14 protein-coding genes are annotated in these 14,976 nt (G+C 41.9%); 13 read left to right on the top strand and 1 reads right to left on the bottom strand.

Annotated elements, in window-relative coordinates; genetic code table 11:
* Positions 1-324: 324 nt before the first annotated feature.
* Positions 325-2,241, top strand: a complete 1,917-nt coding sequence (gene rpoD / locus ACT3QP_RS06830) for an RNA polymerase sigma factor RpoD (RefSeq protein ID WP_442072993.1) — start codon at positions 325-327, stop codon at positions 2,239-2,241.
* 85 nt (positions 2,242-2,326) lie between these two features.
* Here rpoD and ACT3QP_RS06835 read toward each other — a convergent pair whose 3' ends face one another.
* Positions 2,327-3,826, bottom strand: coding sequence for a SulP family inorganic anion transporter (locus ACT3QP_RS06835; protein WP_444524962.1), 1,500 nt, complete (start codon positions 3,824-3,826; stop codon positions 2,327-2,329).
* Positions 3,827-4,486: 660 nt separating this feature from the next.
* Between ACT3QP_RS06835 and ACT3QP_RS06840 the strand changes: the two genes are divergently transcribed.
* The 12 genes from ACT3QP_RS06840 to yfaE all read left to right on the top strand — a co-directional run bounded on the left by ACT3QP_RS06840 (position 4,487) and on the right by yfaE (position 14,899).
* Positions 4,487-5,413: a bestrophin family protein gene (locus tag ACT3QP_RS06840; protein ID WP_444524963.1), complete on the top strand. Its 927-nt coding sequence runs from the start codon at positions 4,487-4,489 to the stop codon at positions 5,411-5,413.
* Between the two features lie 201 nt (positions 5,414-5,614).
* Complete coding sequence (locus tag ACT3QP_RS06845) at positions 5,615-5,935, top strand: YbeD family protein (RefSeq protein ID WP_444524972.1); 321 nt, start codon at positions 5,615-5,617, stop codon at positions 5,933-5,935.
* A 518-nt stretch (positions 5,936-6,453) separates the two neighbouring features.
* Complete coding sequence (nrdA, locus tag ACT3QP_RS06850) at positions 6,454-8,730, top strand: class 1a ribonucleoside-diphosphate reductase subunit alpha (protein ID WP_444524964.1); 2,277 nt, start codon at positions 6,454-6,456, stop codon at positions 8,728-8,730.
* Positions 8,731-8,876: 146 nt separating this feature from the next.
* Complete coding sequence (locus ACT3QP_RS06855; RefSeq protein WP_444524965.1) at positions 8,877-9,602, top strand: hypothetical protein; 726 nt, start codon at positions 8,877-8,879, stop codon at positions 9,600-9,602.
* 554 nt (positions 9,603-10,156) lie between these two features.
* Positions 10,157-10,408 carry a type II toxin-antitoxin system Phd/YefM family antitoxin gene (locus tag ACT3QP_RS06860; RefSeq protein WP_192520265.1) on the top strand — a complete coding sequence of 84 codons (252 nt, stop codon included), beginning with the start codon at positions 10,157-10,159 and terminating at the stop codon, positions 10,406-10,408.
* Positions 10,398-10,685, top strand: coding sequence for a type II toxin-antitoxin system RelE family toxin (locus ACT3QP_RS06865; protein ID WP_192520264.1), 288 nt, complete (start codon positions 10,398-10,400; stop codon positions 10,683-10,685). Before ACT3QP_RS06860 ends, ACT3QP_RS06865 begins: the two co-directional genes overlap by 11 nt.
* A gap of 86 nt (positions 10,686-10,771) precedes the next feature.
* Positions 10,772-11,209 carry a hypothetical protein gene (locus tag ACT3QP_RS06870; RefSeq protein ID WP_444524966.1) on the top strand — a complete coding sequence of 146 codons (438 nt, stop codon included), beginning with the start codon at positions 10,772-10,774 and terminating at the stop codon, positions 11,207-11,209.
* A 32-nt stretch (positions 11,210-11,241) separates the two neighbouring features.
* A complete protein-coding gene (locus tag ACT3QP_RS06875) occupies positions 11,242-12,075 on the top strand; it encodes a hypothetical protein (protein ID WP_444524967.1) in 834 nt (277 codons plus the stop codon).
* Between the two features lie 51 nt (positions 12,076-12,126).
* Complete coding sequence (locus tag ACT3QP_RS06880) at positions 12,127-12,771, top strand: hypothetical protein (RefSeq protein WP_444524968.1); 645 nt, start codon at positions 12,127-12,129, stop codon at positions 12,769-12,771.
* Between the two features lie 117 nt (positions 12,772-12,888).
* Positions 12,889-13,257 carry a hypothetical protein gene (locus ACT3QP_RS06885; RefSeq protein WP_444524969.1) on the top strand — a complete coding sequence of 123 codons (369 nt, stop codon included), beginning with the start codon at positions 12,889-12,891 and terminating at the stop codon, positions 13,255-13,257.
* 89 nt (positions 13,258-13,346) lie between these two features.
* Complete coding sequence (nrdB, locus tag ACT3QP_RS06890; protein WP_192520260.1) at positions 13,347-14,480, top strand: class Ia ribonucleoside-diphosphate reductase subunit beta; 1,134 nt, start codon at positions 13,347-13,349, stop codon at positions 14,478-14,480.
* A gap of 152 nt (positions 14,481-14,632) precedes the next feature.
* Entirely contained in the window at positions 14,633-14,899 is a 267-nt protein-coding gene (gene yfaE / locus ACT3QP_RS06895; RefSeq protein WP_444524970.1) for a class I ribonucleotide reductase maintenance protein YfaE, read from the top strand.
* Positions 14,900-14,976 lie beyond the last annotated feature (77 nt).

The following is a 14,976-nucleotide window of genomic DNA, read 5'->3' on the forward strand; positions in this document are numbered from 1 at the left end:
GTGGTCTGTGTTAAACTATGCGGCTGTATATTTGCAGCATTGCTTAGTGAAAGATTATAAGCATGCATCGTCAGGCACAAATTTTAGGTATTATTTTTAATTAGCAGTTTTGAACGAATACTATTTTGAAGTCTTTTTTAATGTTTAGCTGTTTTTCAGCATTGTTATTGTAGTGTTTTGAGCCTTTATTCATATCCACTCATTTTTGATATTATTGACAACCTCTACGCCACATTTTGATCAATCGACTGATAAGATCAACGCACCCAGCCAGCGATAGCGCGTCACAATATAAAAATGTCCGATGCAAGTAAGCGAGTATTTATGAACGATAAGTCAGTTTCTAAGTCCACATCTCAACTGGCCACCTTAATCCAAATGGGTAAAGAGCAAGGTTATCTAACCTATGCTGAGGTGAATGACCAACTGCCCGACTCTATTACCGAAAGCGATCAGATCGAAGATATTGTGCAAATGCTAACTGACGTTGGTATTAAAATCTTTGAATCTGCCCCTGATGCCGATGACATCTTGATGAACGATGATTCAAGTGATGATGACATGGCAGCAGATGAGGCGGCGGCAGTACTAGCCTCTGTTGAAACTGAGCCTGGTCGCACCACTGACCCTGTACGCATGTATATGCGCGAAATGGGTACCGTCGATCTACTGACCCGTGAAGGTGAGATTGCCATTGCCAAACGTATCGAAGAAGGTATTCGTGACGTACAGCATGCCATGTCTTACTGGCCTGGTACGGTACAGTTCGTCCTCGATGAATATCAAAAAGTACAGGATGGCGACAAAAAGCTTTCTGATGTCATCACTGGTTTCTTAGATCCTGAAACCGAAGCAGATAAAATCGCTGCTCAAGAAGCAAAAGAAGCAGCGAAAGAAGAGCGTGAGCGTATCAAAGAAGAGAAAGAAAACCCACCACCAGTCAAAGCAAAAGAAACGGCGCTTGACGACGATGATGAAGATGACGAAGACGACGATCAAGATGACGAAGCCGAAGAAGAAACCAGCGGCATCGATCTAGAAGAAGTACGCTTGCGTCTAGAAGAAATCGAAAACCTATTTATCAAAGCCAAGCAAGCCTTAATCGACTATGGTCGTGGCAGCGCACAAGCGGATGAAGCTTATGCACAGCTTGCAGAACGCTTTATGATGTTAAAACTGAACAACCGCTTGTCAGATCAAGTTATGGCTATCATGCATGATGTCTATGATGACGTCCGTAAGCAAGAGCGTCAAATCATGCGTCTAGTGATTCGCCGTGGTCGTATGCCGCGCGATGAGTTCCGTAAAACCTTCCCTAGTAATGAAACCAATGTTGATTGGCTCATTGAGCGTATCAAAGGCAAACCTGCTTTTGCTGGTACGTTAGAAAAAGTCACTGACGACGTTATTCTACTCCAACGTAGAATTCGTGATTACGAGCAAAAGCTCGACATGAAAATCCACGACATGAAAGACGTGGCACGCCGTATGGCAGTTGGTGAAGCAAAAGCTCGCCGCGCCAAAAAAGAAATGGTCGAAGCCAACCTACGTTTGGTTATCTCAATCGCTAAGAAATACACCAACCGTGGTCTACAGTTCTTGGATCTGATTCAAGAAGGTAACATCGGTCTGATGAAAGCGGTTGATAAGTTTGAATATCGCCGTGGTTATAAGTTCTCGACCTATGCGACATGGTGGATTCGTCAGGCGATTACCCGCTCTATCGCTGACCAAGCGCGCACCATTCGTATTCCTGTGCATATGATTGAGACCATTAATAAGATAAACCGTGTCTCACGTCAGTTGCTACAAGAAATGGGACGCGAGCCAACGCCTGAGGAATTGGGCGAACGTTTAGAGATGGACGAAGTCAAAGTCCGTAAAGTGCTTAAGATTGCAAAAGAGCCTATCTCAATGGAAACCCCTATCGGTGATGATGAAGATTCACATCTAGGTGATTTCATTGAAGATGGTACGATCTCAAGCCCTGTCGATGATGCGACATCTGCTGGCCTACAAGAAGCCACTCGCGATGTATTAGGTAACCTGACTGAGCGTGAAGCGCGTGTATTAAAAATGCGTTTCGGTATCGATATGCCAACGGATCATACATTGGAAGAAGTCGGTAAGCAGTTCGATGTGACACGTGAGCGTATCCGTCAGATCGAGGCAAAAGCACTGCGTAAATTGCGTCATCCGTCACGCTCTGAGCACTTGCGTTCGTTCCTTGAAAATGACTAAGATCAAAACAGAATGAGTACCAATAAAAAAGCCGAGTTAATCTCGGCTTTTTTGTGTTTTTGAATATGATACTATTAATACAAAGTTAATGTGCGCCTAGGCTTTGCTCAGCATCTGGTTTATCATGTACACCAAAACTGTCTATCATCGCTTGGCTCGCCTCGTTCAAACCAATGAGCTCTACCTCAGTGCCTTCGCGGCGAAATTTAATAATCACTTTATCTATCGCAGCAACTGCTGTCACATCCCAAAAATGCGCGCGCGACACATCAATCACCACGTTAGAGACAGATTCCTTAATATCAAAGGAGTCAATCATACGCTCTGCTGATGAAAAAAATACTTGCCCATCAACTTGATAATAACGCGTTTGCGATGCTGCATCCATGTGGCTATGCACACTCATATAGCGCTCAATCTTATTGGCAAAGAACAATGCTGACAGCAATACACCGATCAATACGCCATAGGCCAAGTTATGCGTCGCAACCACCACAGCGACAGTCGTAATCATGACGACATTGCTTTGTAACGGCTTGGTTTTTAGCTCCTTAAACGAGCCCCAGTTAAAAGTACCGATAGACACCATAATCATCACAGCGACTAATGCAGCCATTGGAATAATCTTTAACCAATCGCTTAAGAATACTACCATCAATAATAAAAACACACCTGCTACTAAGGTAGAGAGACGCGTATAACCACCTGATTTGACGTTGATAATCGACTGACCAATCATCGCACAGCCTGCCATTCCACCAAAAAAGCTACTAACGACATTAGCAATACCTTGACCCTTGCACTCTTGCGTACGGTCGCCTTTGGTATCGGTCAAATCATCTACAATAGTCATGGTCATCATCGACTCAAGCAAGCCAACTATCGCCAAACTGATAGAATACGGAAAAATAATGATCAATGTATCTAAGTTCAACGGGATATCAGGTATCAAAAACATCGGCAAAGTATCAGGTAGCTGCCCCATATCATTGATGGTTCGAGCCTCTGCACCTAGTAAGATGGCTACAACCGTGACCAGTACAATACTGACCAATGGCGATGGAATCACTTTACCGATCTTTGGAATGTATGGATAGCCATAGATAACGACGAGGCCTAATGCCACAAGACCATAAACATGTACTAAGTTTGAACCTGCCTGCGGCATCAACTCAGGAACCTGTGACATAAAAATCAAAATAGCCAAGGCGTTGATAAAGCCCAGCACCACAGATTGAGACACATATTTCATCAGATTGCCCAGCTTTAAGAAGCCAAAGATGATCTGTATAACACCTGTCAGCACACTGGCTGCTAATAAATACTGCAATCCATAGTCTTTGACCAGCGTCACCATCAATAACGCCATTGCACCAGTCGCCGCTGAAATCATCGCTGGACGACCACCGACAAACGCAATCACTACCGCGATACAAAATGAGGCATAAAGCCCTACTTGGGGATCGACACCTGCAATGATAGAAAACGCAATTGCTTCAGGAATAAGCGCCAAAGCAACGACCATGCCAGCCAAGACATCGCTTCTCACATTGGATAGCCAATGCTCTTTAATTGTATTTAACATATTTAACTCAGTTTTTAGAAACTGCTATAGTCTGCCCATAAACGAGGTATCTAATCATTATTTAGAAAACATTTAATTGGAAAGCATCTAAAAAGTAGTTAAGATCAGCTCACATAAAAAGTCTGACACATCTCTAGCTAGGCACGTCTATATTTAGGTACCTTGCCCATTACCTGTCAGATAATAAATATAAAAATGTGAACGATCATAGTTAGCGAGTTATCGTCATAACGTACTTTTTAGTGGTGTAATCTTCATAATCCACTAGATATATCGAATAATGATACAAACGTTAAAGCAGTGCATGCGCACAAGAAAAAGCGTTAGACGCTTTATGAGACTAATTGCTATAAGAGCAATTATTACTGAGGAGAGGTACAGCTAGGGTGGCGTATTCATCTTTATGGTGGCAGCTTTTGTAGAGTTAAAAAATGATATTTGACATTATTTTAACATACATAAAATGGATTAATAAAAAATCTCCCTTTTGACGAGGATTTACCTTTTTTGGCTATTCGAATCATCAATATTGAATATTTACCCTACTCTTCTGTTTGAATAAATTTATAGACTTTCGGGCTTTACAGATTTTAATTCTATATTAGAATCATACCCTACACGTAACAGTGAATTTATACACTTCGTCGCTAGGGAACTTGCATGATTGTCCGGCAGAAACTCAATACGTTTAAGATATTTTTCACCCTCCGCGGCTCAATCGTTCCCAAAATTTATCCGCAAATTCTGCTTGTCACACTACTGAGCGTTATCGTTACGATTGTTCAGCACCTGTCTCCCAATACTTTTCCTTCCTACGGAACAGCGCCCTTTACATTGCTGGGGGTCGCGTTGTCACTGTTTCTTGGATTTCGCAACAATGCCAGTTACCAGCGTTGGTGGGAAGGTCGATGCCTGTGGGGCCAGCTGGTGTACGACGCCCGTAGTTTTACTCGCCAAGTGCTGTCCTTTGTAGATGAAGACACTGAGGCTGGACGCGAGGCTCAGCGATCGATGATTCATCTGACGATTGCCTTTACACATGCGGTACGCCATCGACTGCGTGGTACATCTCCTTGGCAAGAGATAGAACCGTTTGTAGCGCCGACACACCATACAGCCATGCATCAAGCCAAAAACCTGCCTGATTACCTGATGCGCTTAATGGGTAAACAGCTTGGGGAGGTACGCCGTCAGCAACTATCGTCAGAGCTGATGGTACAAAACATGGACGAGCGCTTGACGTCTATGACGATAGTCTTGGCAGCCTGCGAGCGTATCCACAATACACCTCTGCCATTTGCTTATATGTTATTGGTGCATCGTACAACTTATCTGTATTGTATTATGTTGCCGTTTGGCTTGGTGGCCTCATTAGGCTGGGTGACACCATTAATATGTGCGGTGATAGCCTATACGTTTTTCGGTCTGGATACACTCAGCGAAGAGCTAGAGGAACCTTTTGGTTTGGCGGCGAATCAATTACCATTAACTGCCCTCTCACGCACGATCGAAATCAACTTGCTAGAAGCATTAGGAGAGAATGATATCCCGCCAGATATCACTCCTATCAATAGCTACTTACAGTAGTATTCATCAGCTGATGCTCAAATAGCTAACTGTAAAAAAATATAGGCTACTCTAACTCCAAGTCATAGCAGTATCTTATGACTGCACTTGAATAATAAGATCAGCACCACTATAAATAGCCAATAAGTCTCTTAGGAGCTAACATTTTAATAAAAGCGAGGCACATACATCATGAGTGATGATCCAAAAAAAGCAGTGAAGATGACTGACTTGACACCCAATGAAGGTATCATAAAAGGCAAAAAAACGGATATTCAAAACCCTGAGCTTTGGGAGTTTCCAATGAACTACCCATTAAGCATCATTGGTCATGAAGGCGAGCATGAGAGCCTGCTGAACGAAGTCAAGCTTATCTTAGGTAGTCAGTTCCCTGATTTCGATTTGGCGTCTATCGAAGTCAAGCCATCAAGAACGGGGCGTTTTCACTCAGCCCGCGTCAATCTATACCTAACTGCTGCTGAGCAAGTTAATGCACTTTATGCCGCACTGGATAATGCCAAAACGGTCCGCATGGTTTTATAGATTGCTTAGAAAACGATAGCTCCTTTTTCGTCCGAATCGTCACTCATCAGTAGTAATATATGGGTGGCGATTTTTTATGGTTTGATGTACAATCTTCGCCCTTATTATTCAGCTTTTTACAGCTATAAATCGCTATTTCTTAGCTACGATATAAAAATAAAAGTGCAACCTATTTTTTACAAAATATTTTATTTTTTAACCAATCTTGGCTAGCCCTTACCCTACCTTTAGTTGCTGATAAAACAGCAGCATCTTCTCCAGATACAACATATAATTTCGATAAAATCAATATAGTATTTTCAAAAAATTCCCGCTATATTGTGTCTACCAATTAATAAACACGCTACATCTAGTGCTCAGTGATTTTAGTCATCACTACGGGTATCGGCAGTTTTTTGCCTTAAAAAAGAGTAGCTAACGCCATTATTCAACGCAGTTTTAACAGTAGTTTGATAAAAAACGTTGAGCGGGCTTTACCGTTTGACGAATAATATAAGCAACCAAAAATAGAGGCCAGCATGACACATATTGACAAAATCAAAGTGACCAAACGTGACGGACGATTAGAACTTATTGATTTGGATAAAATTCATAAGGTAATCGAGTGGGCAGCTCACGATTTGGATAATGTGTCAGTATCACAAGTTGAGCTAAAGTCGCACATCCAGTTTTATGAAGGCATCAAAACTCGTGACATTCACGAAACCATCATCAAGTCAGCCGCTGACCTGATCTCTGAAACCACCCCTGACTATCAGTATCTAGCAGCACGCTTGGCCATCTTCCATTTGCGTAAGATTGCTTATAACAAGTTCACCCCACCGCATCTATATGACCATGTAAAGACATTAACGGATGCTGGCAAGTATGATGAGCATATCCTAGCTGACTATAGCCGTGCGGAATTTGACGAGTTAGAAGAGTACCTCGACCACTGGCGCGATATGAACCTCGCTTATGCTGCTGTTGAGCAAATGGCTGGTAAGTACCTCGTGCAAGACCGTGTTAATAAGACCGTGTTTGAAAGCCCGCAGTTCTTATATATGCTGGTTGGTATGTGCTTGTTTAGCCAGTATGACAAGTCGGATCGTCTTGATTTCGTCAAACGCTTTTACGATGCAACCTCACAATTCAAAATCTCACTGCCAACGCCTATCATGGCAGGCGTGCGTACCCCATCGCGTCAGTTCAGCTCGTGCGTACTCATCGAATGTGGTGACAGCCTAGACTCTATCAACGCGACCACCAGCGCCATCGTACGCTATGTGTCACAGCGCGCTGGTATCGGCATCAACGCGGGTCGTATCCGTGCCCTTGGTAGCCCTATCCGTGGCGGCGAAGCACAGCATACTGGTTGTATCCCATTCTATAAACTATTCCAAACTGCGGTTAAATGCTGCTCACAAGGTGGCGTACGTGGTGGTGCTGCGACCCTATTCTACCCGCTATGGCATTTAGAAGTTGAGTCGCTCTTAGTATTGAAAAACAACCGCGGTGTCGAAGACAACCGTGTGCGTCACATGGACTACGGCGTGCAGTTAAACAAAACGATGTACACTCGCTTAATCAAAGGTCAAGACATCTCGATATTCTCACCAGGTGATACCCCTGGCTTGTATGATGCGTTCTTTGAAGATCAAGACAAGTTCGAAGAGCTATACACCAAGTACGAAAATGATCCAAGCATTCGTAGCCGTCAAATTCCAGCAGCAGATTTGTTCAGCTTAATGATGCAAGAGCGTGCCAGTACGGGTCGTATCTATATCCAAAACGTCGATCATTGCAACACACATAGCCCCTTTGACGCGACGGTTGCGCCGATTCGCCAGTCAAATCTATGTATGGAAATCGCCCTACCGACCAAGCCACTTGATAACATCAATGACGAAGAAGGCGAAATCGCGCTTTGTACGCTATCAGCGGTCAACTTGGGTAAAGTCGAAAACGTCAGCGACATCGAAGAGCCAGCTGAGCTAATCGTCCGTGCACTTGATGCCCTGCTCGACTATCAAGACTATCCAGTCAAAGCGGCTCAAAACGGCAGCATGCGTCGCCGTACGCTAGGTGTGGGCGTGATTAACTATGCGTATTACTTGGCTAAGAATGGCGCACGCTATTCTGACGACAGCGCGCTTGGTCTGACCCATCAAACGTTTGAAGCATTGCAATTCTATCTCTTAAAAGCCTCAAACAAATTGGCAAAAGAGCAAGGCGCGTGCCCTGCGTTCAATGAGACGACTTACTCACAAGGTATCTTGCCGATTGATACGTACAAAGCCGACTTGGACAAAATCTGCCAAGAGCCGCTACATCTAGATTGGGAAACGCTACGTGGCGAGATCACCGAGCACGGTCTACGCAACTCTACCCTAACTGCATTGATGCCGTCTGAGACCTCTAGTCAGATCGCCAACGCGACCAACGGTATCGAGCCACCGCGTGGTCTGGTATCTATTAAGGCGTCAAAAGACGGTATCCTAAAGCAAGTCGTGCCTGAGATTGACAAGCTAAAAGATCAGTACGAGCTACTATGGCAAATGCCAAACAATGACGGTTACCTAAAGCTGGTCGCTATCATGCAGAAGTTCGTCGATCAAAGTATCTCTGCCAATACCAACTACGACCCTGTTCGTTATGCTGGTGGCCGTGTACCGATGAAGATATTGCTAAAAGACTTGCTAAACGCTTATAAGATGGGTGTGAAGACGTTGTACTACCATAACACTCGTGATGGTGCAAACGATGCCCAAGCGGATATGGAAGATGATTGTGCTGGCGGTGCGTGTAAGATTTAGGTTTGCAAGAGAACTTCTTTAAATAGAATTTCTGACGGATGGCGGGTTTGGCTGCTAGGTTAAGCCTGCTGTTTATGACGAAAAATGATTTTCTATACTTATAAAAGACAACACCTTATAAACTATTTTAAAAATTAAGGGTTACTATGCCATCAGATAATTCTGCTTATAGACTGTATAAAATATTAGAAAATGCTAAAAATATAAAATCTGAAACAACAAATATGAATGCTTGGGGGCAATTACTTCAGGCTAATAATGATAAAGCGTCGTTACTATCCAGAATGGGTAAAATGCTTGAATTACCTAAGGAGATATCGGATTCTTTAGCTAATGTTGGTAGTGCTGATCCTGAGACTACAGCTCATATTTCATCGCAATTATTTACTGCATTTACAAACCAAAGATTTGATCTACGATGGGACACATTTAGAAATAAAATTGATAATCATCTACTGAGCTATTTAAAACTTGCATCTAGTTTGTTGGAATCTCAATCTCAAACTTCAATAATAGATGAGGAAAAACTAGAAAATTTACGTGAAAAGATACTGTCTTTAATTGATGAGTTTAAACAGTCTACCAACGTAGATAAACGTTTAAAAGCTTATATAGTTAATCAGCTACATAAAATAATTATTTTGATTGACGACTATTTTATTACAGGTGCACAACCAATACTACATCAAGTAGAGGCAACAGTAGGACATGCTTTTATAGATCCAGAATATAAAGAATTCTTAAAGGAGGAAGATTTAGGTAGAAAATTACTTGAATATCTTCATGTTGTTGCTAGTGTAACAACAGTAGCAGTTGGATTACCTGAAATCTCAAGTTCAATAAAGCTAATTTTAGAAAATATCATAAATTAATTAGGCTTTGTAGTTTTGGTGGAAATTGCATTGCGTCACCCAATGAAGTCAAATCAATTTTAAGGTGTGATCCTTCAACATCAAACCATTTAGCTTTCAGCCAAATCATGAATAGAGCAAATAGCACCTGTGATGAGTGTCAATCATCATATTTTACACTTAGCTCAAAGATTGCAAGTTTATGCCCTAATTGCGCTCACAAACTTTATGGTTATCCAAATTGTAGCCATCATTTTACAGATGGTATTTGTGTAGAGTGTGGCTGCAATGGTCAAGATTCTGATTATATAAAAGAGCGCGTAGGTTGGGTTGACGAAGGAAACCCAACAATTTTCATTATATAAACATATTATGTTGGGTCTCGTGCCTCGACACCAACCTACTCAAAAGTAAGTTGTAGGATGCGCCCAGTGCACCGATGATATAGAAATTGTGTATAAAGGTGTGCGAGGCGCACACTACAAATTAAACATAAAGATATTAACAAATAAGACCGGATTTTCATGCTAAAATTAGCCCTATATTTAGAGCTTAATTTTAACGGAGAATACGTTATGCAACCAATATTTGCGACACAAACAGCCAGTATCTCAGAGCTAAAAAACAATCCTTCTGCACTGATTAAACAGTCAGATGGTGAATCAGTTGCTATTTTAAACCACAACAAACCCGTGGCTTACTTAGTGTCATCAGACGTGTTTGAGCGCATGATGGAAGCAATGGACGATATGGCACTCAGCCAAACCGTGAGCGCACGGTCAAATGATGGGCAAACACCTATAAAGGTCGATTTAGATGACTTATAGCCTTGAGTTTCACCCGTTAGCATTAAAAGAGTGGAAAAAGATAGCGCCAAGTATTCAGCAACAGTTTAAGAAAAAATTACAGCAGCGACTATCAAACCCTCATGTGCCTGCGTCAAAACTCTCTGGACACACGAATACTTATAAAATCAAATTACGCACCATAGGTTATCGCCTGGTATATACCGTCAAAGATGATGTGGTGGTGGTTTATGTATTAGCAGTCGGCAAAAGAGAAAACAACAAAGTATATGACAGTCTGGCGACGCGCCAACCATAGAGCGAATATCGTTTATTTTATGGGTTACGTTGAATGCACCCTATGTCTTAAGCAAACCAACACTGACATTTATACAAGAATATATTATGCCTAGAATGAAACCTTCTTTAGAACAATATTCACTGATGCTTTGCGCCCTATTCTGGACAACCATCACTGTATTATATGTATTTGGTATATCAGGAGGGTTGGTAGGCATCATTTCTATCGGTATATCGATATTGATCTCTCACCTATTTTATAAGCAGCAAAACCGATTGATGACAGCACATGAACAGCTTGTATTTGCTCGAAAAAGCATATTTAACATTATTACTTTTTCTTGGGTGCCCTTAGTCCTTATCTACTTCTTTTATCTGGATGAAGACAAACAAGCGCTATTCATATCTCTCTTTCACCCAAAAGTCTTGCCCACCGCTTTTGTCAGTATAGGCATCGTTTCACTGGTTGCTTTTTTGGGAATCTGGGTAACGACTAAAGGTTATACTTATTTGTTAAAACGAGACATAAAGAAAAAAGCGTAGCAAATAAATATTAAAAACACTAAGGATGGTTTATGAAAAACGTTAAAATCTCATTACTACTATCAGCGCTAGTGTTAGCGACTAGCAGTTATGCTGAAACGACAAATAATAAAGAGGTAGCAGTCAATACACGTGACCAATGTGGCTACTATTATAGAGAGACATTAAGCCATCCTGTCATTAAACGTGACGCTGCCGTGACCGTAAATAAGGAAGCTGCCCAATACATCCAGCTCAAGCGTCAGTTCGCTGAAGAATACCTTATGAATGCTGATATTGGTAGCTTCAGCCCGACGGGTGCTAACTACGATTTTGAAGACAGTGACCAAATACTAGTCGCTCTATCAATGGGTGACATTTTATCGCAAAGCGAGGCTGTAAAAGAATTGATAAGCCTATTTGGCTATTACTACTTAGGCGAATACGTGCCAAAAGATGACTATCAAGCCATCACTTACTTAGAAAAGCTGGTTGAGTATTATAAAACTACCCGTCCAGAGTATGTGGACGAGCTGATACTAGGTGTGGCGATGTCCTTAGATGGCGGCATCAGCAAGGCCAATCCGCTTTGGACAAATGACGATCCGACTCAGGTTTTTAATTTACTCATAAAAGCAGGGTCAATCGAAACAGAAGCGATGATGATCGATGAGGACTTTGATAGCTCAGATGCTGATTGTGTCAAAAACATGCTACCTAAGATTGAAGCACTGGCTAACCAAGGCAGTCGTTTGGCCATTCATAGGCTAGCAAAGTATTATAAAAAGTTGAGCGCTAAAGGCACTGAAGCAGATAATGAGAAGATGATGTATTGGCAACAAAAAGCTGAAGAAAATCCGCTGATAGGCATCAAATGGAGTATTTAATTTAAGGTTTTATGAAAATAATAAAAGAAGCCAAGCAACAAGGATTGTAATATGAAGAACCTAAAAACTTCTGCGTTAATATCATCACTATTATTATCAACGCCTTTATTGATGACTAATAGCTATGCCCATATCGATAGTAGCGAGTTTGAGAAGTGTTACGCTGATGACCAAAAAGTTTTAGCGCAACCACTGATCACTCGTCAAGCAGCAATAACGATGGATCAAGAACAAGTAGCAGAGATTGAGATGGTTCGCCAGCTGACTGATACCTACGTAATGGATGCGGATATCGCAGATTTACCATCGTTCGAAGATATTGAAAAACATGTTGAAAGCCTTAGTAATGAAGAAATGATGGAAGCTGTTCAATCAGGTGAACTAATCTCTTCCGAGGGTGCTGAAGAATCTTTAATGTTTTTATTTCAGTCATATTATATCGGTGAATATGTCCCTAAAGATGAACCAAAAGCCATCCGTTATCTGAATAAACTGATTGAATATCATCAGCCAGACCCACCAAAACATATGACAGAAATAAAAGATTTCGTCATGGTGACTGTGGCTGAATCCTTGCTAGATGCTGATAAAAATTCGACAGATACTGACATTATGTTAGCAACTTATAAAGTGCTTTTTGCAGCAGGCGTGGTAGATAAAGAACTCCTAGCCATGGCTTGTGGCTCAGCAGCATAACGATGAAAAAATCATAGGCGCGGACTTTAAAGCGACTCTTTTTAGCGTTGTAAACTAGGGTGTGTCATAAATTAATATAGCTAACAGTCACACAAACAATAAAACGACGGAGGTCATGTGCAATATACCGCAATCATCAAAGACGGTGGCTTGTTTATCCCGAATGTATTTTCAGAGCTAGACGATGGTGGCTCGCATATCGTACAAGTCGAGGTTGATATTGCAGCGGTGCGTCAGCAGTTAGATATCAGTGAAGCACCAAAAGCAGCCGTCGCCAAAAAAGGCACAACAAAAACAGCAAAAAAACCCGCGTCGAGAGCCAAAAAAGGCATAAAAAATCCAGCAGAAGACGCTGATGCAGACACCCTACGCCAGAGTGCGCTAGATGAATTAGAAGCCCTCGATGATAGTGAGCTGAGTGAGATATTCAAAGCGTATATGAATAATGGACAGACACCAGAACAAATATCGCTAGAGAACTTATAACTAGAGTGTATAACACTCTACTACCCATCCCTATAACCTAATATTTTTACATACAGATTTATCACCGTATCCATTATAAAGGCAGTCTTATGACCTACTCAATTTTTTCTCAAACGCCAAACAATGCCCTAAAAGAACCGATGTTTTTTGGTCAGCCCGTCAACGTGGCACGCTATGATCAACAAAAGCACCCTATCTTTGAACAGTTAATCGAAAAACAGCTGTCGTTTTTTTGGCGTCCAGAAGAAGTTGATGTATCAAAAGACCGTATCGATTTTAGTAATCTGTCCTCACATGAGCAGCACATATTTTTAAGCAACCTCAAATACCAAACCCTACTCGACTCTATTCAAGGTCGTAGTCCAAACGTGGTGCTACTGCCGCTGGTGTCTATTCCTGAGCTTGAGACGTGGATTGAGACATGGTCGTTTTCTGAGACCATTCACTCACGCAGTTATACCCATATCATTCGTAACATCGTCAACGATCCCAACATTGTCTTTGATGACATCATGCAAAACGAGCACATTTTAGAGCGTGCCTCTGATATTGCCCAATACTATGATGAGCTATATCGCAACTCGCAGCTCTATAGCTTGTACGGTGCTGGCACGCACAATATCAATGGCGAGCAAATAACCGTCGACCTAAAATCACTGAAAAAACAGATGTATCTGTGTATCGTTGCCGTCAACGTCCTAGAAGCCATCCGTTTTTATGTATCATTTGCCTGCTCATTCGCCTTTGCTGAGCGTAAGCTAATGGAAGGTAACGCCAAGATTATCAAACTCATCGCTCGTGACGAAGCCCTGCATCTAACTGGTACGCAGCACATGCTTAATCTCATGCGTAATGGTCGTGACGATCCTGAGATGGTCGAGATTGCCGCAGAGTGTTATGAAGAAAGTATTGAAATCTTCCGTAAGGCTGCTGAGCAAGAAAAAGAATGGGCAGGTTATCTATTCCAAGATGGCTCAATGATCGGTCTAAACAAAGACATTCTGTGCCAATATATCGAATATATTACCAATTTGCGCATGGAAGCCGTTGGCTTGCCAGCCGCGTTCCCGAACTCCAAATCAAATCCAATTCCATGGATCAATACTTGGCTATCATCTGACAACGTACAGGTCGCGCCGCAAGAGACAGAAATCAGCTCATACTTAGTCGGCCAGATTGACTCCGACTTGTCAGACAGCGATTTTGATGACTTTGAATTATAAGAGCTTTGAGTTGTAAAGGCTTTAAATTATAAGGGCCTTGAGCTGTAACTGTTTTAGGTTTTAATAGTACTTTACGCCTTAATAGCCTTTTATGTGAATAGTGTTTTACTTTTCAATAGCAACAAGATAGCGCAATCCCAATAGGATGAATTATGACATGGGTGATGACCAGTAAGCAGAAGTTCTATTTGCATGATGATGAAAGTCTTCTCGATGGACTATTGCGTACTGGGCATGATATCAACTATCAATGTCGCGAGGGTTATTGTGGCAGCTGCCGAGTCAAGTGCATCGCCAGCTCACACTCCATCGATTACCCGTTTGAGCCGCTCGCCATGATTGATGAAGATGAGATCTTGCCCTGCTGCTGCCGAGTTCAAGGCGTGATACGTATCAGTCATGAGCCGAGCGTAAAATGATACCAAACCCAAAAATACGATGAGCCGTGTCTCGGATACGCTGTATATCAAATAATAAATATCTAAATGTTTAAAAA

Origin of the sequence: Psychrobacter sp. AOP7-B1-24 (assembly GCF_052376215.1) — a bacterium.
Taxonomy (GTDB): Bacteria; Pseudomonadota; Gammaproteobacteria; order Pseudomonadales; family Moraxellaceae; genus Psychrobacter.